Origin of the sequence: Arthrobacter sp. 260, from assembly GCF_013116745.1 — a bacterium.
Classification (GTDB): domain Bacteria; phylum Actinomycetota; class Actinomycetes; order Actinomycetales; family Micrococcaceae; genus Arthrobacter_D.
In genome coordinates this window covers 242,093-262,452 of sequence record NZ_JABFOE010000003.1, presented here as the reverse complement: position 1 = coordinate 262,452, position 20,360 = coordinate 242,093, and the positions used below count along the sequence as shown (strand labels likewise).

General features: G+C 65.1%; 19 protein-coding genes. 8 read left to right on the top strand and 11 right to left on the bottom strand.

Features of this window, described 5'->3' with window-relative positions; all coding sequences use genetic code 11:
- The first annotated feature begins 37 nt into the window (after positions 1–37).
- From HMI57_RS05565 to HMI57_RS05555, 3 genes are all read left to right on the top strand, one after another.
- The gene (locus HMI57_RS05565; protein ID WP_171584938.1) at positions 38–418 is read left to right on the top strand and encodes an STAS/SEC14 domain-containing protein; all 381 of its coding nucleotides are present in this window, start codon (positions 38–40) and stop codon (positions 416–418) included.
- 171 nt (positions 419–589) lie between these two features.
- Positions 590–1,585 (top strand): phosphotransferase, encoded by a 996-nt coding sequence (locus HMI57_RS05560; RefSeq protein WP_171584937.1) that lies wholly within the window; start codon positions 590–592, stop codon positions 1,583–1,585.
- The gene (locus HMI57_RS05555; protein WP_216607127.1) at positions 1,582–2,481 is read left to right on the top strand and encodes an AlkA N-terminal domain-containing protein; all 900 of its coding nucleotides are present in this window, start codon (positions 1,582–1,584) and stop codon (positions 2,479–2,481) included. Before HMI57_RS05560 ends, HMI57_RS05555 begins: the two co-directional genes overlap by 4 nt.
- 24 nt (positions 2,482–2,505) lie before the next feature.
- Here the strand turns inward: HMI57_RS05555 and HMI57_RS05550 are convergent, their stop codons facing one another.
- The 4 genes from HMI57_RS05550 to HMI57_RS05535 form a co-directional block, all read right to left on the bottom strand.
- Entirely contained in the window at positions 2,506–3,327 is an 822-nt protein-coding gene (locus tag HMI57_RS05550; RefSeq protein ID WP_171584936.1) for a glycerophosphodiester phosphodiesterase family protein, read from the bottom strand.
- A 3-nt stretch (positions 3,328–3,330) separates the two neighbouring features.
- Positions 3,331–4,143 carry an HAD-IIB family hydrolase gene (locus HMI57_RS05545; RefSeq protein ID WP_171584935.1) on the bottom strand — a complete coding sequence of 271 codons (813 nt, stop codon included), beginning with the start codon at positions 4,141–4,143 and terminating at the stop codon, positions 3,331–3,333.
- A 114-nt stretch (positions 4,144–4,257) separates the two neighbouring features.
- Complete coding sequence (locus HMI57_RS05540; RefSeq protein WP_171584934.1) at positions 4,258–4,788, bottom strand: YbhB/YbcL family Raf kinase inhibitor-like protein; 531 nt, start codon at positions 4,786–4,788, stop codon at positions 4,258–4,260.
- A 2-nt stretch (positions 4,789–4,790) separates the two neighbouring features.
- Positions 4,791–5,729 carry a carbohydrate kinase gene (locus tag HMI57_RS05535; RefSeq protein ID WP_171584933.1) on the bottom strand — a complete coding sequence of 313 codons (939 nt, stop codon included), beginning with the start codon at positions 5,727–5,729 and terminating at the stop codon, positions 4,791–4,793.
- Positions 5,730–5,936: 207 nt separating this feature from the next.
- Here HMI57_RS05535 and HMI57_RS05530 point away from each other — a divergent pair, with 207 nt between their 5' ends.
- The gene (locus HMI57_RS05530; RefSeq protein ID WP_171584932.1) at positions 5,937–6,536 is read left to right on the top strand and encodes a DUF6318 family protein; all 600 of its coding nucleotides are present in this window, start codon (positions 5,937–5,939) and stop codon (positions 6,534–6,536) included.
- Positions 6,537–6,596: 60 nt separating this feature from the next.
- Here the strand turns inward: HMI57_RS05530 and HMI57_RS05525 are convergent, their stop codons facing one another.
- Together HMI57_RS05525 and HMI57_RS05520 are read right to left on the bottom strand one after the other, a co-directional pair.
- Positions 6,597–7,517 (bottom strand): ROK family protein, encoded by a 921-nt coding sequence (locus HMI57_RS05525; protein ID WP_171584931.1) that lies wholly within the window; start codon positions 7,515–7,517, stop codon positions 6,597–6,599.
- Between the two features lie 77 nt (positions 7,518–7,594).
- Entirely contained in the window at positions 7,595–8,365 is a 771-nt protein-coding gene (locus HMI57_RS05520; RefSeq protein WP_171585033.1) for a prolyl oligopeptidase family serine peptidase, read from the bottom strand.
- Positions 8,366–8,580: 215 nt separating this feature from the next.
- Here HMI57_RS05520 and HMI57_RS05515 point away from each other — a divergent pair, with 215 nt between their 5' ends.
- From HMI57_RS05515 to HMI57_RS05505, 3 genes are all read left to right on the top strand, one after another.
- Positions 8,581–8,901, top strand: a complete 321-nt coding sequence (locus HMI57_RS05515) for a hypothetical protein (RefSeq protein ID WP_171584930.1) — start codon at positions 8,581–8,583, stop codon at positions 8,899–8,901.
- 69 nt (positions 8,902–8,970) lie between these two features.
- A complete protein-coding gene (locus HMI57_RS05510) occupies positions 8,971–10,080 on the top strand; it encodes a (p)ppGpp synthetase (RefSeq protein ID WP_171584929.1) in 1,110 nt (369 codons plus the stop codon).
- A gap of 108 nt (positions 10,081–10,188) precedes the next feature.
- Positions 10,189–11,022 (top strand): caspase family protein, encoded by an 834-nt coding sequence (locus tag HMI57_RS05505; RefSeq protein ID WP_171584928.1) that lies wholly within the window; start codon positions 10,189–10,191, stop codon positions 11,020–11,022.
- A 17-nt stretch (positions 11,023–11,039) separates the two neighbouring features.
- Here the strand turns inward: HMI57_RS05505 and HMI57_RS05500 are convergent, their stop codons facing one another.
- Entirely contained in the window at positions 11,040–12,692 is a 1,653-nt protein-coding gene (locus tag HMI57_RS05500; protein WP_171584927.1) for a hypothetical protein, read from the bottom strand.
- A 213-nt stretch (positions 12,693–12,905) separates the two neighbouring features.
- On the opposite strand from HMI57_RS05500, the gene HMI57_RS05495 reads away from it, so the two are divergent.
- The gene (locus HMI57_RS05495) at positions 12,906–15,014 is read left to right on the top strand and encodes a caspase family protein (RefSeq protein ID WP_171584926.1); all 2,109 of its coding nucleotides are present in this window, start codon (positions 12,906–12,908) and stop codon (positions 15,012–15,014) included.
- 9 nt (positions 15,015–15,023) lie between these two features.
- On the opposite strand, the gene HMI57_RS05490 is transcribed toward HMI57_RS05495, so the two are convergent.
- The 4 genes from HMI57_RS05490 to HMI57_RS05475 all read right to left on the bottom strand — a co-directional run bounded on the left by HMI57_RS05490 (position 15,024) and on the right by HMI57_RS05475 (position 20,349).
- Positions 15,024–16,496, bottom strand: a complete 1,473-nt coding sequence (locus tag HMI57_RS05490) for an SPFH domain-containing protein (protein WP_171584925.1) — start codon at positions 16,494–16,496, stop codon at positions 15,024–15,026.
- A 258-nt stretch (positions 16,497–16,754) separates the two neighbouring features.
- The gene (locus HMI57_RS05485; RefSeq protein ID WP_171584924.1) at positions 16,755–17,219 is read right to left on the bottom strand and encodes an SRPBCC family protein; all 465 of its coding nucleotides are present in this window, start codon (positions 17,217–17,219) and stop codon (positions 16,755–16,757) included.
- Positions 17,220–17,285: 66 nt separating this feature from the next.
- Positions 17,286–19,766 (bottom strand): ATP-dependent DNA ligase, encoded by a 2,481-nt coding sequence (locus HMI57_RS05480; RefSeq protein WP_171584923.1) that lies wholly within the window; start codon positions 19,764–19,766, stop codon positions 17,286–17,288.
- A gap of 91 nt (positions 19,767–19,857) precedes the next feature.
- Positions 19,858–20,349 carry an SRPBCC domain-containing protein gene (locus HMI57_RS05475; protein ID WP_171584922.1) on the bottom strand — a complete coding sequence of 164 codons (492 nt, stop codon included), beginning with the start codon at positions 20,347–20,349 and terminating at the stop codon, positions 19,858–19,860.
- Positions 20,350–20,360: the final 11 nt, after the last annotated feature.

Genomic DNA, 20,360 nt, shown 5'->3' with positions numbered 1-20,360 from the left:
TAAACCTTCAACATATTTGCTGAGGTCTCGGGACACCATGAACAACCGCCAGATCAACGACGTCGCACGACACTCCACCGCAGACGAAACCCAGCGCCTCGCTCTCAGGGAGGATGGAATCCTGCATGTCCAGTGGCGGCCCGCAACAGTGGTCACTGTGGATCAGGCCCGCGCCACGCTGGACGCATCGCTACTGAGTGAGGGCGCACGCCGAATCCTCATGAGCATGACCGCCGTCGCCTTCACGAGCGCAGCTCGCCGCGTCATTTGCGATGAAGAAGGCATCACAGCGATCGCCCTGGTGGGCGACGGGCCAGTTGATCGGGTGGTCGCCGCCTTTGCTGACAACGAGGCGCACCCTGCGCAGTTCTTCACCTCCGAGGACGACGCGATCGACTGGCTCGGAACCTTCGCCTGAGCACTCTCTGCGGGAGTGCTGCCTTCAAGGCGATCGGAATGCCTAAACTGGTGGCATGGTGCGGATCGGGTTGCAGAGTGGCATGAGCTCTCGGCGCTGGCCCGGCCACGTCCGCCCACAGCCGCTCGTCCTGGGGCTGCGCCGCACGCCAACCCACCGGAACCAGTTCTGATGGACCTCCAGCAGGTCTGGGCATCTCCGGCGTGGCATCAGGAGATCCAGCAGTGGATTACGCAGGTTCTGCAGAGTAGTTGCCTGACGCAGACCGGCCCACTGGAGCAGGCGCGGATTCGCTTCTGGTCCACCCAGGTCACCGTGCCGACCGACCACGGGCAATTGTGGTTCAAGGAAAACAACCCGGGCCAGTTCGCGGAGGCAGCGATCGTGGCCTCCCTGGCGGAACTGACACCCGACCATGTGGCAGCTCCCCTCGCCATCGAACCCGCAAGGGGATGGATGCTGACGCCCGACCACGGGAAGACGCTCGCCTCACTGAAGTCGGCTGACTACCAGTTGTGGGTCCGGGTGGTGACCGGCTTCGCCGACTTCCAGCGGCAACTCGTTCCCCATCGGTCGCCGTTGGCCGCGGTCGGCCTGATCAGCATGGATCCAGCGATCGCCGGGAACTTCGTGAGCAACCAGCTTCTCCTTCATACCGGTCTACCGCCCGATCATCCCCTGCACCTGTCCTCCCAGGCCGCCGACGGCATCTATGCCAGCATTCCCGCCCTTGAGGAAGCAGCCGGTGCAATGAGTGCCCTGGGCGTCCCCCTGAGCCTTGAACACAATGACCTGCACGCCGACAACGCCTTCATACCTGGCGCGACGAATGCCCCACTGCGGTTCTTCGACTTCGGTGACTCCTACTGGGCGCACCCCTTCAGTTCGCTGTACGTGCCATTGACGGTCATGCAGGAGCAGTGGCAGACCACGGTGGACGACCCCCGTATCCGGGCGGTGGTCACCGCGTACCTCGAACGGTGGACTGACTACGCGCCGCTTGCTGAGCTACGGCTGGTGGTCGAGCCTGCACTCAAACTGGCGCGGCTGCACCGGTACGGGTCTTGGCTGCGACTGCTGATCCACGCGGACGACGCATCGATGCGCCAGTACGGTCCGCATGCCCTGGAGTACCTGAGGACATTGACCGACCCGGTGCTGGGGTGACCGCACGCTTCTTCCTGGCAGCCAACGGGGTGATCGAGGCAGGGCCCATGGTGTCCCTGCTCGCAAACCACTTCATTCCCGGCTGTGAAGTCCCCGACCGCCAGGGGATGTCCCACACCCGGTTGCTCGGTTCCGCTGGCGGCCACCACGCCGTCACCCTGACCATCGGTGCGCTGGGTGTCGACGTCGATACCTCCGCGCCCGTCGAGGACCTTCCCAGCCTGGCAGCGACAATCCGCCGCTGGCTGGACCTGGACGCTGATCTTGAGGCGGTCGCTCGGGCCTTTGAACCGGACACCCTGCTTGGCCCCCTGGTCAGTCGGCGCCCCGGCCTGCGGGCAGTGGGGTATCCCGAGCCCTTCGAGGCTGCAATCATGACTGTCCTCGGACAGCAGGTCTCCGTCACCGCTGCGGGCACGTTTGCCGGGCGCCTTGCCGCTGCCTACGGCACCCCCGGCCCAGCCGGGCTGACGATCTTCCCCACGCCGGAAGTGCTCGCCGCTGCTCCGTCCGAGGAGCTACGCAGCGCCGTCGGTGTCACCGGCACCCGCGGAGCGACGGTCCAACACGTAGCCCGGGCCTTCAGCGACGGACTCACCCTCACGGGCGACCATACGGCCGTCCGTGCGGATCTGCTGGCTATCCCCGGGATCGGCCAGTGGTCAGCCGACTACCTGGCTGTCCGGGTGCTGGGAGATCGGGACGCCTTCACGCCGGGTGACCTGGTGCTGCGACGGGCGATGGGCAATCCCAGCATCCGTGAGGCGGAGGCCATCGCCGAGCGGTGGCGCCCACACCGGGCGTACGCGTTGTTCCATTTGTGGACCGAAGCGACCTATCCACCGCGAACCCCTGTGAACAGATCCGGCAAGAAACGTGGCGCTCCCGCACGATAGTGGTGGCCCACAGCCCCGCTGCGGCTACGGTGCTTTTCCGCTGCCCTCGGGTGAGGCGGTCTGCGGCCACTGCCCCCGGCGTCGCATTGTCTCGGCCAGGCGATCCGCACGGTCGGACACGAGCCCGTCCACGCCGCCGCCCAGCGTCAGCAGCTGCTCCATCGCGTCGGTCTCATTGACGGTCCAGACATGGACCGGCAGCCCGGCGGCGCGACACCTTAGGATAAAGCGGTCGGTCACCACCGTCACGCCTGTGTGCTGGAACGGCAGCTGAAGACAATCTACCCGGGTGAGCCGGGCGAGCCGCTTGGTTAGGCCAAGCGGACTCAACAGCCAGATCAGAGCCGAGCTAACCCGTCCGGCGGAGGACGCCACCGGGCGGGACAGCAGGTTCAGGGTCCGCCGCCGCCTCCGGTCGGAGAATGAGGCCACCAGCACCCGGTCATGGGCCCCCAGCCGTTCCACGAGCCGGACGAACGGCTCCACGGAGGCGTCATCTTTGAGGTCAATGTTCAGCTTCAGGTCGGGCCATCGGGTCAGGACGGCTTCCAGAGTGGGGATGGGTTCGACGCCGTTGATCCGGACCTTGTCCAGCTCGTCCAGGGTGCGCTCCGCCAGGGGGCCCTGAGCATCGCACACCCGGTCCAGCAGCTCGTCGTGGAACACCATCACGACGCCGTCCTGAGAGGTCCGGACATCGATTTCCAGGTATCCGAATCCGAGGTCCACGGCAGCCTCAAAGGCCACCATCGAGTTTTCCAGCCCGTCGACCGAGAACCCGCGGTGCGACAGGGCAAGGGGCTGCTGCACCCCATCCGGTCCGGTGTTGAGCAGGTACGGCAGCACGGGTTAGCGGGTCGCCCTGAGCGCGGAGAGGCGTTCTTCAAGAATCTGGGCGACGCCGTCGTCCTCGAACGCCGGAGCCTGCAGGTCCGCGGCCGCAATCGCCTCCGGGTGCCCGGATGCCATCGCGTAGCCGGTGCCTGCCCAGTTCAGCATCTGCACATCGTTGGGCATGTCGCCGAAGGCGACGACATCGGCCTGGCTGATGCCACGGCTGGCCGCGAACTCAGCGAGGGTGACCGACTTGTTGATGCCGGGCATGGACATTTCCAGCAGCGCAACGCTCGGGGCGGAATGGGTAGCGGTGACCAGGTGAGCGACGGCGGGCCGCACGGTATTGAGGAACCTGTCCGGCAAGACCTCGCGTTCCCGGGCCAGGAACTTGATAACTCCTGCCCCGACGAGGGATTCTGCCAGCGGCCGCGCCACAGCGCCAGCGAGCAACTCCACCGAGCCTTCCTCGGCAAACCCGTGCTCGATGTGGAATCCATCGACCGTCTCCGCAGCGAAGGACGCCGCCGGATAGAGGTCCAGGATGATCTTGCGGGCAGCCAGAATGTTGCTGTGTTCCAACAAGTGGGCGCTCAGCACCTGTTCGTCTTCCAGGTTGTAGGTGACCGCACCGTTGGAGCAGATCACCGTTCCGCGGTGTCCCAACTGCTCGCGCAGCGGATCCAGCCAGCGGGGTGGCCTGCCGGTCACGAACACCACTTCAACGCCCGCGTCCAGGCACGCCTGAAATGCTTCGACCGTCCGTGGGCTGATCCTGCCGTCGTGGCCAACAATCGTTCCATCCATATCGCTGGCGACCAGGCGCATGCGGGTACTCCTTCACTAAGCGGGTGACTTTAAGCCTACCCGTCCGGGAAGAGCGCTGAGCCCCGGGAATCCAGTGGATTCCCGGGGCTCAGCGGAACAATAGCAGGACCTTATCTACTGCTCGAACGTGGCGATCAGGCGAGCCCGCCCAAGGGTATGGGAGAACAGGTTGAACCCAAGATAAGCGTTGCTGCCGTCAGCCGGCACCTCAAGGTTTTCGACATCCACCGCGTGCACCACCACGTGGTAGTGGTGTGGGCCGTGTCCTGCCGGAGGCGCAGCGCCGATAAAACCCGTGAAGCCGCCGTCGTTCTTCAGCTGGGTGGCACCGTCGGGCAGATTGGGGCTCCCGTCGACGCCGGCACCCGTCGGCAGTGACGTGGTGGACGCCGGGAGGTTGAACACAGCCCAATGCCAGAATCCGCTCGCCGTGGGGGCATCGGGATCGTAGACAGTCACTGCGAAGCTTTTGGTCCCTTCCGGGAACCCGCTCCAGGAGAGCTGCGGCGACAGATCCTTCCCGCCGTCGATACCCATCGCTCCGGAAGCATGCTTCGCATCCAACGGCTGGTTGTTCTCAATATCTGTGCTGGTCAGGGTGAACTCGGGGACTGGGGGGAGGTCTGCGTACGGGTCACGGGTCATAACTACTCCTGGTTCAGTTTCGGGTCTGTCATTAGCTCATTGCGGTCCGGCGGATTAGCACCGGCACGGGAAACGGTAACGGCTGCCGCTCTTGCCGCATACACGAGGACTGCTTCCATCTGTTCAACGGAAATGTGGCGCAGGTCATTCCGCTGCTGCGCGCCGGCGAAGCCCCGGTCCACGAGTGAACCCAACAACGCGGACATGAACGAGTCTCCGGCACCCACCGTATCCACCACCTGGGCGGCTGGCGCGGGGACCGAGGTTTCGCCGCCCGCGACGACGGCCCAGGGGCCGAGGGAACCGCGCGTGACCACCACCATGGCCGGGCCTTTCGCCAACCAGAGACGTGCTGTCTCGAGGACGTCCTGCCCGGGGTAGAGCCACTCAAGGTCCTCATCGGAGGCCTTGACGACGTCGGCGAGCGCCACAAACTTCTCTGCCTGATCCCGGGCATAGGCAACATCGGTGACAATGCTGGGCCGACAGTTGGGGTCATAGGAGATGGTGGCCAGCGGGTGCGCCTGCTCGACGACTGCCAGCACGTCAGTCGCCCCAGGTTCCAGCATGGTGGCGATAGATCCCGTGTGTAGGAGCGTGGTTCCCTCGAGAATCCTGTCCGTCTCTTCACGGATTCCTTGCAGCTCCCACACCAGCTGGAATTTGTACGAGGCACCGCCTGCAGGATCCAGCCGCGCGGTGGCGATGCTGGTGGGGTGCTTGTCGGGTCCCATCGGGGTGAGCACCGAGTTGCCGCGAAGGTGTTCCTGGATCATCCGCCCATACTCATCATCGCCCCAGCGTCCGATGAACCGGCAGGGATGCCCCAGCCTGGCCAGACCGACAGCCACGTTCATCGGGCTGCCGCCCACATGGGCGCGGGGCGACGCGACATCGCTGATTACTTCGTCTATGAGGGTTTCCCCGATCACGGTGAGCACGCTAACAAGTTAGCACCCCCACCCACCGGGGAGCCTGTGGTTGCTTCAGGAATGGCCGGGTGTGATCACCTGAGTGGGTGAGGAGGTTCGGTGTGATCTCCGGCACACCACCCCCGAACGAGCCGCTAGTTGCCTAAGGCTACCGCTAGGATGGGCCTGATACTGCGCTCTGAAGCGCGCCAGAAACACACTAATTTTGGGGACACCATGAAGATCAGAAATGCTGCGGCTATTGCCGCCATCGCACTCGCCACGCTGACCGCCTGCGGTGAGTCGACCGAGTCCGCCGCCCCGTCCGAGGCTGCCGCCCCAACCCCTGCGAGTTCCACTGCTCCCGCCCAGAATGTTCAGGCGCCGGAGACCAACGATCTGATGAGCGAAGCCAGCCCCGAGGGCGCACGGGCCTTCCTGCACCACGTTTTCCAGCTGAAGTCCTACAACCAGCGGACCGGCGAAACCGAGGAACTGCTTGCCACCCTCGACGGCGCAGAAGCGGCTACCGCCGAGGCCGAGGAATTTGCGGCAATGTATGCGGACGGCGGCTGGGTTCTGGGCGGACAGCCAAAGGTCAAGCAGATCATCGTCACTACCCCGGCAGAAGAAGTGGCGGAGGACGTTGAGGTTGACGCTCTGATCACCGTCAACCCTGACGCCTACACGTCATTCGACGAGGCCGGAGAGGTCCAGGAGACCCGCCCGTTCGATCCCGCCGGCACCATCTACTCAGCGACAGTGGTCTACACCGACGGTGCCTGGAAGGCCACCTACCTGGAAGAAACCCCTGACGCCGAACTTCCCTCGGAGTAATGCGGCATCCGGCCGTCAGCCCGCGAGGCTGACGGCTGGGCTGCAGGGAGCATCAGGTGCTCAGCGGCCGTGATCCTCGCGGCGTGAAGCCCAGTACGCGGCACCCACCAGGGCGGCGTCGTCGGGCAGGATGGCCCGCTCGATCCTGAAGTCCGCGAGCCGCCGGTCTTCGAGAGTCATTCCCGCGCGGATCGCCGGTTCCACCAGATCCCAGGATCGGGCCATTGAGCCGCCGATCACCAGAATGCCGGCGTCGAAGCGTTTCAGCACCATCGCGAGGGTTTCCCCCAGTGCACCGAATGCCGTATCCAGCACCTGGCGGGCGGTGTCATCGCCGGCGCGGCTCCGGGTGGCGATGGCGTGGACGTCGGGACCTGTTGCCGGGTCCATTCCGGCCGCCGCTGCATAGGCTGCCCGGATAGCCCGTCGGGACACGGTGTGCTCCAGTGGGCTTCCCCGATAGATTTCGTGATGGATGCTGCCATCCGGTGAGACTGTCGGACCAGTGCCGACCGGTTCGCCGTGGTTCAGGAAGGTCGAACCCACGCCGGTACCGAGGGTGATGCAGAGCGCCCGGTCGTGACCCCGGGCAGCTCCGAGGGCGTACTCCCCCACCCCGAAAGCGTCAGCGTCGTTGAGGAAGTGAATCATCCCCGGAGTGGGAGTGATGCGGTCCATTAGGGCATTCCGAACGTGAACGCCGTTGAGGCTGTCGAACTTTCCTACGTTCTCAAAACGGCCAACCCCCGTTGCATAGTCGAAGGGGCCGGGAATCGCGACGGACCAGATGGCTCCTGGGGCGGCGGTGAGAGCATCCGCGGCCACGCCGATCGCTTCAATCAGGCTCTCCGCGGTCCCCTGAGCCTGAAGGTCGACCCGGGCCAGGGAAGGTCGATCAATCGCCCACGTTCCGGATTCCACCAGGGCAGCAGTGAGGTGGGTGCCTCCAATTTCGAGCACGGGGATGATGGTGCTGCTCATCTGACGTAGCCCTTTCAGCCGGTCTGAACACCGTATCGCCGAACCGGAGCAACAGTAACCATTGCGCTTTCTTTGGATCAGCGACCCATCAGGCGGTCCACCGCCCCCACCACCTGCGCCCAGGCATCGGTTCCCGGGGTAATCATCGCGAAGTGGTCCCCGGGGATCAGCTGCAACTCCGCCTCCGCCCCGGCGGCAAGGGCAGCCGTTACGTAGCTTTGGGACTGGCTGACCGGCACTGTCGAGTCCTCCTCTCCGTGCAGTGCAAGGACCGGGACAGCCAACGGAATGGCTGCCATGGGATCGGCCGTGCGGTAACGCTCCGCGTCCCCGGCCGGATCCACGCCCATCAGGTTCAATACCGCTCCGTCACCCAACCCCAGGTTGTGTGCCTCCACGAGGTTGAGCACCCCGGACTGGCTGACGACACCGGTCAGCGGCACCGCTGGTACCCCGGCTCCTGGAGCGCCGCCGGGCAACGATGACCGTCCCGCCGCCCATACCGCAAGGTGGCCGCCTGCGGAGTGTCCAAGTGCCGTTGTCACCGCCAGGTCCAGACCGTGATCACTTGCCGCCGTGGCCAGAAGGTCTATTCCGGCGTCCACATCGGCGAAGGTCTCCGGCCAGCCGCCACCATTCCCCGCCCGCCGGTACTCGAGGTTCCAGCAGGCGTAGCCACGGGACGCGAGGTCCTCGGCCAGCGGTTGCCCCAGATCCAGGCCGTACCCGGATCGCCAGTATCCACCGTGGATAATCACAACGACGCCCGGGAGCCTCTCACCAGCCGGCAGGTACAGCTCGGCAAACTGGCTGGGATCATCGCCATAGGTGTAGCGCTGGGGTGTCACTGGTTCCTCCGGTTGCTTCGGTGACGGGCCGGGCCTGGCCGCCGCGCAGCCCGCGAGTGCAGCCGCGGCGGCGAGGCCAGCGGCGCCCAGAACGGTGCGTCGGCGTAGGTTGTCCACACCGCACAGCGTAACCGGCGCACCTCACTCGCACCGGTGCCACCCTTCCCAGGTGAGGTGCCGGGTGTTTGAATGGAATGACCAATCAAGGGGGAACGATGCTCACCAAAGGAACACGGCGGCTCATCACGGGCGGCGTGGCATTGGTAGCCACACTATTTATCCTGCCGACACCACTGTTCGAGGTTTTCAGTGGAACGGCCGAGGGGCTGTCGCTGGCGCTCTTCGGGCTGGGAGTAGTCCTCCTGGTTGGGGGCCTGTTTCTGGTGATCACCGGGCTGGTGAAGCGGTCGCGTGATCTGCGTACCCCCCGCAGCTATGACACGCGGCAGGGCACCACCAGCGACGAGGACCGGCCAGTGGACGGCCACTCAATGCCCACCGCCGGACGCCAGGGGCAGATCGGCGGTGTGCTCTAAGCACCGCTCCACCGGAACTGTCAGACCCGCCCGATAGGATGACTGGAAGCCATCGTCGGAGGAGTCTAAATGAGCGCCTGGGATCAGTTGGATGACCGTCTCCGCCCCGCGGTGGAAGCGAGCACCCGCGAGTTCGAGCGGGTCCGGCCGCGCCTCGAAGAGGTCACCCGTCAGATGCAGGCCGGTATCCAGGAAATTTTTGTCGGCACCGAACTGAACCCACTGTTCGTCACGGCCCGCACCAAGACCGTCGAGTCGTTCCGCGACAAGGCCTCCCGCATGCTCGCCGCAACCGTTCCCGGTGACCTGCCGACCCTGGTGTTTCCTGACCCGCTGCGAAACCTCACCGACGTTGTCGGTGTCAGGGTGATCACCACCCTGCCGCACGAGGTGGATGTCGCGGCAAATCTGATCAAGCGGCAGCGGCAGGACTTCGACTGCCGGGGGGATCGGGAAAAGGACATCGGCACCATCGAATCGGGCACCTACGGATACTCCAGCCGTCACCTGATCCTGCGGACAATCCAGAGCGAAGCCGTCAAGGACTACCAGAAGGCACTGGACCCGGCAGCGAAAGCCGGCGGCAGTTACATGTTTGAAGTCCAGATCCGCACCGTCCTGGCCCACGCATGGTCCGAAATCGAACACGACATCCGATTCAAGGCCTCCAACCCCAAGGCATGGAGTCCGTACTTCGACCGCCAGTTCACCGGTACCGCGGCGATGCTCGAATCCGTTGAGTCGGCATTCGCCGAACTGCATGAACGGTATGAAACGGTCACCGGTTTCTGGGACGAGTACGGGGAGGGCAGCGTCCCGCTAACCCCGAACCGGGTACGGGACGTGTGGCAGACGCTCCTCCCGCACGTCGACCGGAAGACTGACGACAACTGGGGCTGGGCGGCCGAGCTGCTTGCCGCCCACGGACTGACGACGACGACGGCCCTTGCGTCACTGCTGCAGGCGGACACCATCACTTCGGTGCGCCGCGCCCTCGACCACAGGTACTCGCCGGGACCCGACCGGCTCCTCGATGATGTGCTGCTGTGGCACTACGGGGAACGCCACATTGACCTGACGGCTGAACCCGCCGAGGCGAACCCCACCCCACGCCGCGACAGCCTGCAACGTCGGCACCGGCAGATGGCCACTTTCAGGGCTCTGAAGTCCAGCCGCTAGCCCCTCACTGGCATCCCGCTCCGTCTGGCCAGTAACAGCCCAGTAACACCTCCTCCGCTAGGTTGCCGCGTACCTGCGACGGGGCAGGAACCGAGGGAGGACGGTGCCATGTCCAAGTACGCGCTCTGTGTCGGCATCAACAAGTTTGAGAACCTGCCGACCAACGGTTGGCTCAACGGATGCGTCAACGACGCCAAGGACTTCGCGGCGATACTCGCCGAACAGTATGGGTTCGCGAAACGGAACGTGACGGTACTCCTGGACTCGAAGGCCACCAAGGCTGCGGTCATCGGCAAGCTGCAGGCGATGGTGAAGCGGGCCAAACCGGGTGACCACCTGGTGTTCACGTTCTCCAGCCACGGCACTCAGGTCCTCGACGTGTCGGGGGACGAGCCGGACGGGGCCGACGAAGCGTTCGTTACCTTCGACATGAGACAGAAGGGCGACCAGTGGGACGCCTCCACCCTGATCCTCGACGACGAGTTGCATGACCTGCTGGCTACCCTGCCTGACGGCGTGCTGCTCGACGTCGTCCTGGACACCTGCCATAGCGGGTCCGGGTTGCGCGCACTGGATCTGCTTCCCACCAGGCGGCCCCGGTTCGTCCCGCCTCCCACACCGCTTGGCCTGGAACGGACTGAATCGGCGGATCCGCGCGCTTTCCGCGACCTGGTCCGGTCCGACGCCGCGGCAAAGCCAGTCCTGTTCGCGGCCTGCCGATCGGACCAGACGGCCGCCGATGCTGACTTCTCGGGGCGGTACAGTGGCGCCTTCAGCTACTTTTTCCTCAAAGCACTGAGGGAGGATCCAGCAAAAAGCCGACGCGATGTGTTGAAGCAGGTCAGCGCAGACCTGCGCGGCGGGAAATTCACCCAACGCGCGCAACTCGAAGCCCCGGCGGCAGCAAAGGGCACAGCCTGGGGCGCCGCGTTCCAAGGTTAAGCGGGAGGTCCTCGGCCCTATCTCCCCCTCCCCTGGCTGTGGAATGTGAGCTTCGCCGGCCCGGTCCCCGCTCCGGCTTCAGGGGTGGTGATCTGCCTGAGCATGGCAGCGTCACGGGCCTTGGCCTGCTGATACTCCTGCTGCCGCACCGGGTCGTAGACCGGCTTCAACGCGGCGTAACAAAGGTGGCCTCCCTCATCGAAGCGAAGCAACCCGCCTCCCCGCAGCGTCACCGGGCCCGGCCCGGAAAGACCCATCCTGCGCATCTCCGAACGGCCCACCGTGAACTCCTGCACAAAGGAGGCGCCGATCTCCGAAACAACGAAACCGTCGGGACTGACCCTGATGCTGGGCCGCACCCGGTCCACAGTGATCGAGTGCCGCTCATCCATTGCGGTTTCCCGCAGCAGGTCACTGTTCTCCCAGATGAATCTGACAATCTCCTCCGGGTCTGTGCCAAGAGCTGACAATCGGACCGGGTACCTGAGGCTGCGCATTCCGCCCGTCCCGGCCAGCAGTTCATCGGCGGGGACGGTGACTCCCACCTCAGCGAACGCATCCCGGACCACCTGCCGATACCGATACCTGTCCTGCGGGACGAGCACCAGATCGGCTGAAAGGATCCCGCGCAGGAAATCGGACCACGTCACATCCACCGGTGCCATGTAGCCTAGTCCGCGGATCAGCATCGCCAGCACCTGCTCGCCCACCTTCGCGCCTGACTTCGCCACCTGATACAGACTGGATCGTCCCCCCGGCTGGTCCAGCCGGGTCTTCCAGAGCCGGGCCACCACGTTCAGGACCGCCTGCACCACCGGCTCCGCCCGACGGTGCGGGTCCGGCAGCGTACGCCAGTCGCCAGGCACCGGAGTCCGCATGGATTGCCTCGCCGGCCCATGCGAGAACAATCCATCGCCGAAGCTGAACAGACCACTCAAAAGGATCTGCTCATCGAGACCTTCAAGGTCCGGCACCCCAACGCCGCGGGGATCAAGGAGCTGCTCCACCCGCTCGGCTGACGAAAACACCGACAGCATGGCCACCAGGTCGGAGATAGCCTCATGGAGAGCGAACTGGTCCAGGGAGGCCACCTGGTCCGACCAGCGAGGTCGGTACCCGGCAAGGATCGCATGGGTCACCTCGTGCGCGACAAGGTCCCGGTACAACGCCAACGGGACAGCCAGCCGCTCACGGCGATCCCTCCGGTGCCCGAAGCGGATCACCCCCTCCTCCCGGTCGTAGCCGGAGTCGGCGTAGGGAACCGTATCGTAGGCGTGGATCCGGAGCCTCCTGCCGCGGGCCCAGCCCATCCGGCGGCCCAGGGTCGATTCAAATGCGGCAAGGGTCGACGCCGCGACCGCGTAGGTGTGCTGCGCGAGGAACCGACGATCAGCCAGCAGGTCGGACAAATTGGGAGGAGGGCACTCGTCCATCAGCATCCACGGGTCGGTCTCATCCCCAAGCAGCAGGTCAAGCGGCTTACCCCGTTGGCCGCGGACGACGACGTCGAACCGTGCACCCCGCGGTCCGCCACCGATGCGCTCCACTGGCACCCGCAGCGTCGTCGTCATCGGACCATCCGGGCCCACAGTGAAAGGACCCTCGGCCAGGATCGTGAGGGGGCGCAACTCCCCCGTGTGACTGCCGGGACCGAGCATCACGCCTGCCATCTGGTTCCCTCCCTATCACCCGCCGTCGGCCCGCGGGATTCCCTGCGGTCCCCGGCGACCCGTCGAACAGGTAGGAGAAATATCCCGCGCGGCAAACGCAGCGTCAAGGCAAACCCCCAGTAACGCCCCAGTAACAGGCTCGGACTGATACTGGCAGCCACCGCGCCGGGCGTAGTGGCAGTACCAGCCGACAGTTCTCACCGAGGAGTAGCCATGGAGCCCAGGACGATGGAGTCCACCACTGCGGAATCTGCTGCGTCTGTCGCCGCTGCGCGAGGGTCGGGCCTGAGTGCTGAACAGCTCGCTTTGCTGAAGCCGCATGTTGTGAACCTGAGCCGCGGAAAGTTCTCCTCCGGGGGCGAGATCAGCACCACTGCCGCGGACGTCGATGCCATCTTTGAGCAGCATCTGCCGGCTTTCGCCGCAGCCAGGACCGGGGTGCCGATCGTGATCTACGCGCACGGCGGGCTGGTCAGCGAGTCGTCAGGACTGCGGTCCGCGCACCGGCAGCGCGAGTGGTGGACAGCGAACGGCGTGTACCCGATCTTCTTCGTCTGGGAGACCGGATTCCTCGACGCCCTCTTCGGCGCCCTTCCCGGCGCCCGCGGCGTGGTGGGTGACCTGAAAGACAGGGCTGTCGAACTCACTGCACGAGCTGCCGGCGGCGAACGGATCTGGGGTGAAATGAAGCGCTTCGCCGAGGTCGCATCGGCCGCCGGTGGTGGGGCGCTGTACGTGGCACAGGCCCTCGGGAAATACGTGGCCGCGAATCCAAAGACCACCGTGCACGCCGTCGGGCACAGCGCCGGGTCCATCTTCCATTCCTATTTCGTGCCGGCCGCGTTGCGGGCTGGCCTGCCGGAATTCACGTCACTGAACCTGTTGGCCCCAGCAGTCCGCACTGACACGTTCAAGGCGCGGCTGGTACCCGAGGTGGGGAAGGGCATCAAGTCCCTGGCCATGTTCACCATGAAGCAGCAGACTGAACTGGACGATACCGTCGGCGGCGTCCTCTACGGCAAGTCCCTGTTGTACCTGGTTCGGGCGTCCTTCGAAAAAGAAGAATTCACACCCATCCTCGGACTCCAGGAATGCGTTAACACCGACCCGGAGCTACGGAAGTTCTTCGGCGTCGAGGGGGACACGGCCAAGGCAGAGGTGATCTGGTCGGTCACCCGAAGCGGTCCGGAAACACATCGCAGCACCGCCACATCGCACGGCGGGTTTGACGATGATGCCGCCACCATGGAGAGCGTCGCCCGCCGGGTGACCGGCAAAAAGCCGAAACCCTTCGGCGCCGCCCGGACCCTTGACGAGCCGTTGGTCAATGCCGCCCCCACCGCCGAGCTGGCGCGGGGTAATGCCCGTCGGGCGCTGTGCATCGGGATCAACGCGTACCCGCCGGGAAGCGAGCTCTTCGGCTGCGTGGCCGACGCACAGGCCTGGGGCAGCCAGTTGGAGTCGGTGGGCTTCGAAGTGACCACCCTCCTCGATGCGCAGGCGACCCGGGTCAACATACTGCAGGGAATTTTTGACCTGGTCAGCCACAGCGCCGCAGGGGACGTCCTGGTGGTGCAGTATGCGGGGCACGGAACGTATGTCGACGATCTGGATGGCGACGAAAAGGAAGAGGGAAACGCCGAGAAGCTCCACGACGAGGCCCTGTGTCCAGTGGACTTCCAGGACGGGAACCTGATCATCGACGATGACCTCGGGGAGATCTTCGATCTACTGCCTGAGGGGGTCAACCTGACCGCCTTCTTCGATTCCTGCCATTCCGGCGACGGCACCCGGCTGCTGCCGTCCTTGAGCTCGACAGTGGCCGACGGCGCCGAGCGGGCCGCCGACCATGGCCGGCGCGCCCGGTTCCTGGTGCCCGATGAGACAACCACGGCAAATTTCAGGTTGCGGCGTGGAACCCCTGTGAACGGTGGTCCGCGAGCCAATGCCCGCGAACTGCTTTTCAGTGCCTGCAGGCCGGACGAGGTGGCCTATGAGACCGGCGGACACGGAGACTTCACCGTTGCGGCTAGCCTGCTGGTGGCTCCCAGCGCCCTGAGGGTGACCAACGGTGATTTCCTGACCAAGGTGCTGGAGTCGTTCTCGCACCAGCCACGGCAGAACCCATACTCCTACGGTCCAGCGGCAGCCTCGGCCAGGACGTTCCTGGCACCCCTGACCGCACCGGCACCCACCCTGGACGGCCAGCGCCCGGTAGAGGCGGCTGCAAGCGCTCCGACCGCCGCCGCAGAGGATGCCGCTGCACGTGCCCGTGCAGCGGCATCGTTCCTCCGGGCGACGGCCGACTTCATCGATCGGTGATCCTACCTATCAGACGGGGTGGGTATTCTCGGAGGGCGCCGCCGTTGTGGAGGCCCCGCCGTCCTTCGCTCCCCAGTTCTTGAGCATTTCGACGGCATCCAGCCCGGTAGTGTCCTTGAGCAGCTGGAAGGTCTGCTGCAACCCACCGGTGACGTTCTTGCTCAGCTGGGTGGCACCGTCGTTCGAGATGACAGTCATGTTGTCGATCCCTGCCATTGGCGCAGCGATTTCCCGGGCAATCTCCGGCAGGATCTCCATCACCTTGTTGAGGATTGCCGCCTCGTTGAACTGCTCGTAAGCCTTGGCCTGCGCTTCGATTCCCTCAGCCTGCGCAATGCCCTTCTGGCGGACGACGTCGGCCTCGGCCTGACCGCGGAGCGCGATGATCTCAGCCTCCGCTGCACCGTTGGCGCGGGTGACCGAAGCTGCCGCGTTACCGCGGGCGGTGTTGGCTGCCGCTTCTGCTTCGGCGGTGACCTTGTCGCCTTCGGCGCTGAGACGGCGCTTGGTCAGGGCCACTTCGGCCTCGACCTGGTCGGCCTCGGACTGGCGCTTGCGCTGCTCGAGCTTACCCGCGGCTTCCTGTTCGACGCGGTACTTCTCGGCGTCGGCAGGCTTGCGGATCTCGATGTCGAGTTCACGTTCGCGCAGCTCGGACTGCCGGGAGGCAACCTGCTGTTCCTTGACCAGGATCGACTGACGCTGCTCGGCGGCGGCCAGAGGGCCCGCGGCGTCGGCCTGGGCTTGCCGTGCGTCCGCTGCTTCCTTAAGCTCGGCGCGGCGGAGGGCGAGTCGCTGTTCCGCGAGGGCCACCTGCTCGTCGGCGATCGCTGCCGCCTCGGCGGCTTCCTGGGCCGCGTTCGCTTCGGCGATCTTTGCCTGCTTCTCGGCGAGCGCGGCTTCCGGCCGGCCAAGGTTCTTCAGGTAGCTGGAATCGTCGTCAACCGACTGAATCTGGAAGGTGTCGATCTCCAGGCCCTGGTTGTGCATCGAGTGCTCGGCTTCTTCCTTCACACTCTTGGCGAAGGACGCACGGTCCTTGATGATGGAGTCCACCGTCAACGTACCCACTATGGAGCGCAGCGAACCGGAGAGGGTTTCCTGGGTGTAGTGGTCGATCTGTTCCTGCTGGTTGAGGAAACGCTGGGCAGCCCGGCGGACCGCTTCCTCGTCGCCTCCGACCTTGATCTGGGCGACGCCGGTCAGGCGCAGCTTGATGCCGTTCTTGGAGATGCCCTCAATTTGGAGGGTCACCTGGCGGGAGGCCAGGGAGATCGAAAACGCCTTCTGGCTGAACGGGTTGATAAATGTACGGCCGAAGACCACGCGCTGGCTTTCCTGGCTACCTTTGCCGGTGATGATCAGCGCTTCGGACGGGCTGGCGATTCGTAAGGCGAGACGCGCGATGACGGCGGCGATGATTGCCACCACCACCAGGACGGCAAGTATGATGCCGAGACCGATAAATTGACTGAGGTCCACTACAGCCCCTTCTGTGGGATTCGATAAGGATGAGTGGCCGGAAATCTCCGATACGACAAAACCCTCCCACCGAAGCGGAACTGGTTGGTCGCTGAAGTACCCGTGCGGTCCCCCACCGCCCGGAATGTGTCGGGCGCCACCCTATGGACGGTACACGACCCGCTCCTGTCCGGTAATGCATCCCAGGGGTCGACAACTTCCGTCGGGCGGCGACTATCGCCTGGATAGTCGCCGCCCGACGGAATCGTTACACCGAAGTTATGCCTCCGACACCGCAGCAGCAAGGTTGTTCAACGAGGACTCCAGGTCGTGGGCGGAAACCGCCGGGAAGGACACCATCTTGAGCACCTTGGTGTCGGTGACGGCTGCCCAGTCGTAGGTCAGGGCCACTTCGGTGGAGTCAGGACCCTGCGGGGTCAGCTCCCACACCCACTGCCATCCCGCTGGCTCGGTGCCAGCTTCGGCCGTCTTCCACGCGAGCAGCTTGTTGTGGTCGTAGCCCACCACATGGTTGTCCGTTTTGTAGTCGCCGCCCATCTTGTCCCAGTGCTGGTTCATGGTGAATACCTGGCCGACGGCGGTGATCCGATCCGACTTGTCGTCTGACTGCACCATGCCCGAGCCGTCTATCTGCGCATGCCGCTCGGGGTTGGACAGGACGTTGAAGATCGCGGCCGCTGACGCGTCGATGACTCGGGTTGCGGCGATGGATTTCTCACTCATTGTGGTTCTCCTTTGATGTTGTTGGTCTTGGACACCATGGGGTGCAGTCTATGAGGTTCTGCCAGGCTACAGTTCGACGACGACGTCGGACGGCCGTTTGTCGGGTCGCCAGCCGCGCCAGACGGGGTGGCGGAGTTTCCCGCCGTCGGTGCGTTCACTGAACTGGACCTCCCCCACCAGTGCGGGGCGCACCCAGTGCGCATCCGAGGCGTCGGCGGCCGGTACATCGGCCAGCGGGGCGGTTTTCCGGGACATCTTCCGGAGGCGGGAGCCGATTTCGGCGAGATCGCGTTCGGCCAGCCCGGATCCGACCCGCCCCACATACTTCAGGTCGACGCCGTCGGGCACGGCGACCAGCAGTGAACCCACCTTGTGCGCCCGGCTGCCCTTGCCAGGACGCCAGCCGACCACCACCACCTCCTGGGTGAGCTGCTGCTTGATCTTGATCCAGCCCCGCGAGCGCCGTCCGGCGGCGTAGCTGCCGTGCGTGAGTTTGGCCATCACGCCTTCAAGGCCGAGCTCCTTGCTTGCTGCGACAGCTTCCTCAAGGGTGGCGTCGAGGGCTGGCGGCACCTGGACGTGACCATCCGCCGGGCTGTCCACTGCCTGTTCGAGAATCTCGCGGCGCTGGTCGTACTGGAGCTGTAGCAGGGAGTTACCGTCAAGGTAGAGCAGGTCGAACAGCATGAAGTGCACCGGGGCTTTCCGGCGGGCAGCCTCAATCTCGGAGGCCTTGGTGAGGTTGAACCGGTTCTGCAGGAGCCCGAAATCGGGGCGGCCGGACCGGTTCAGGGCGACAATTTCGCCATCCAGCACCGCGTTCTCGGCGTTGACGTAGTCACCCAGGTCTGCGAGTTCGGGATACAGGGCTGTCATGTCGTTGCCGTTCCGGCTGGTCAGGTGCACCCCGTCCGGTGTCACGGTGGCGATTGCCCGCACGCCGTCCCACTTCATTTCGAAAGCCCACTCCTGGTCGGAGGTGACGTCCGCCGCACTGCCGGGGGTAGCCAGCATCGGCGTCAGGTCAGGCGGGGTCGCCATGCCGTCGATCGGGTGGTTTGCCGCGCTACCGCCATCGCCCTGGTCCTTCATCAGGTGCATCAGCCAGTTCCTTTCACCTGATCCGTCGCCTCCCCCGGTGTGGATGAGCGCGTACCGCCGCACCGGGCTGCCGCTCCGGGCCAGCCCGCCGTCGTCGCGCCCCTGAATGGTGCAGATGACTTCCTTGCCCTCCCGCCACTTCTCGGCCTCGTACGTGCCGGAGTCCCAGATGTACATCTCTCCGGCACCATACTCCCCCTTGGGAATGGTGCCCTCGAACGAGGCGTATTCCAGTGGGTGATCCTCGGTCTGAACAGCGAGGTGATTCCTGTTCGGGGTATCCGGCGGACCTTTGGGCACAGCCCAGGAAACGAGGACGCCGTCGCGCTCCAGCCGGAAGTCATAGTGCAGCCGGCGGGCGTGGTGTTCCTGGATGACGAACCGGTTGCCACCGGAGTCGCCGACCTCGGCGGGGATCGGCTCCGGGGTCTTCGCGCCGTCGCGCATGGAGCGGTACGTATTCAACCGGTCGGCGGGATTGGCAGGAGGTGCTCCCATCGCTGCCTGATCCTCACCTGTTTCCGGGCCGCCGCCAGTCCCGGAGGGTGTCCCGTCCAATCCAGCCAGCAGGTCACCCAGTTCCAGCACCCGGTGCATCATCTGGCGGTAGTCGATCTGCGCGAGCCCTGGTTCCGCCATTTCCGCCCAGGTACGGGGTGCGGCGACTGTCGGAAGGAGCTTCCCACGCAGGGAGTAGGGCGCCACAGTGGTCTTGTTCCGGTTGTTCTGGCTCCAGTCGACCAGGACCTTGCCGCCGCGGAGTGACTTCTTCATGTCGCTGACCACACTGTCTGGATGGTCGGCCTCAAGCGCCCGGGCCAGTTCGTGGGCGACGGTCGACACCTCGTCGGAGGTCTGCGACCCATCCAGCGCCGCGTACAGGTGAATGCCCTTCGACCCGCTGGTGACTGGGTACGGATTCAGGCCCATATCCTGCAGGATTGAGCGGGCGTGGCGGGCAACCTCCGCGCATTCGGCAAGGCTGACTCCCTCGCCCGGATCGAGGTCGAGCACCATGCGGTCGGGGTTGCTGATCTCCCCGCCTGGACCAAACCTCCACTGCGGCACATGGATCTCCAGTGCAGAAATCTGTCCCAACCAGGTCAGGGTGGCCAGGTCGTTGACCAGTGGATACACGTTGACATGGTCGGAGTGCGAAATTCGGTGGCGCTGCACCCAATCGGGGGCGGACTGGTCCAGGTTCTTCTGAAAGAACACCTGACCGGGATTCTCCTTCGTCCCCACACCATTGACCCAGCGTTTGCGGGTGACTGCCCGGTCCCGGGCGTGCGGGATCAGGTAGTCGGCGATGGCCGCGTAGTAGGCGAGGACATCGGCCTTGGTGGTAGCGGTGTCGGGGTAGATCACGCGGTCCAGGCTGGTCAGCCGGAGGCGCCGACCGTCCACTGTGACAGTCTGTTGCTGCTGGCCTTTGCTCGAACCCATGGGTCCAGTCTTGTCCGGAAGCGGTGCAAACTCCACACGCGTCCGTTCAGGCCGGGGTGTCCAGCCCCCTGACCGCTTCTGCGGCGGGGCGTTAGTCGGTGAACTGCTCGCGGTAGAGCGCCACGTACCGTTCCCAGTCGGCCGGGTTCTGGCCCAGGGCGCGCTCGTTCAGCAGATCGTCGAGGCCGATCAACGTGAACCGCCAGCCTGCCGCCACATTTGCCGCAGTGTCCGGGTCCTGGAGGGTGTTGGTGAGGGTCAGCCGGCTACCGTTGTCGCCGTCGTCCTCAAGCGTCCAGGTCAACACCTCGCGGTCCCAGGTGAAGGTGAGGAGCTGCGGCTTCTCCGCCTCGAGGACCTTGCCCTTGGTGGGACGCTCCCCGGGGAAGGTGAACGTCACTTCGGCGCCCTTCCGTGGCAGCAGGTCCATTTCGCACGGGAACCAGTACTTCAGCTTCCGCGGATCGGTCAGGTGCTTCCAGAGCACCGACGCGGGGAAGTCGTACCGCATCTCAAACCACAGGGCGGGCTTGCCGTCCACCGACGTCTTGGCAACCAGGGGCTCAGCTTTTTCAGGATTCACCAATTCATCGT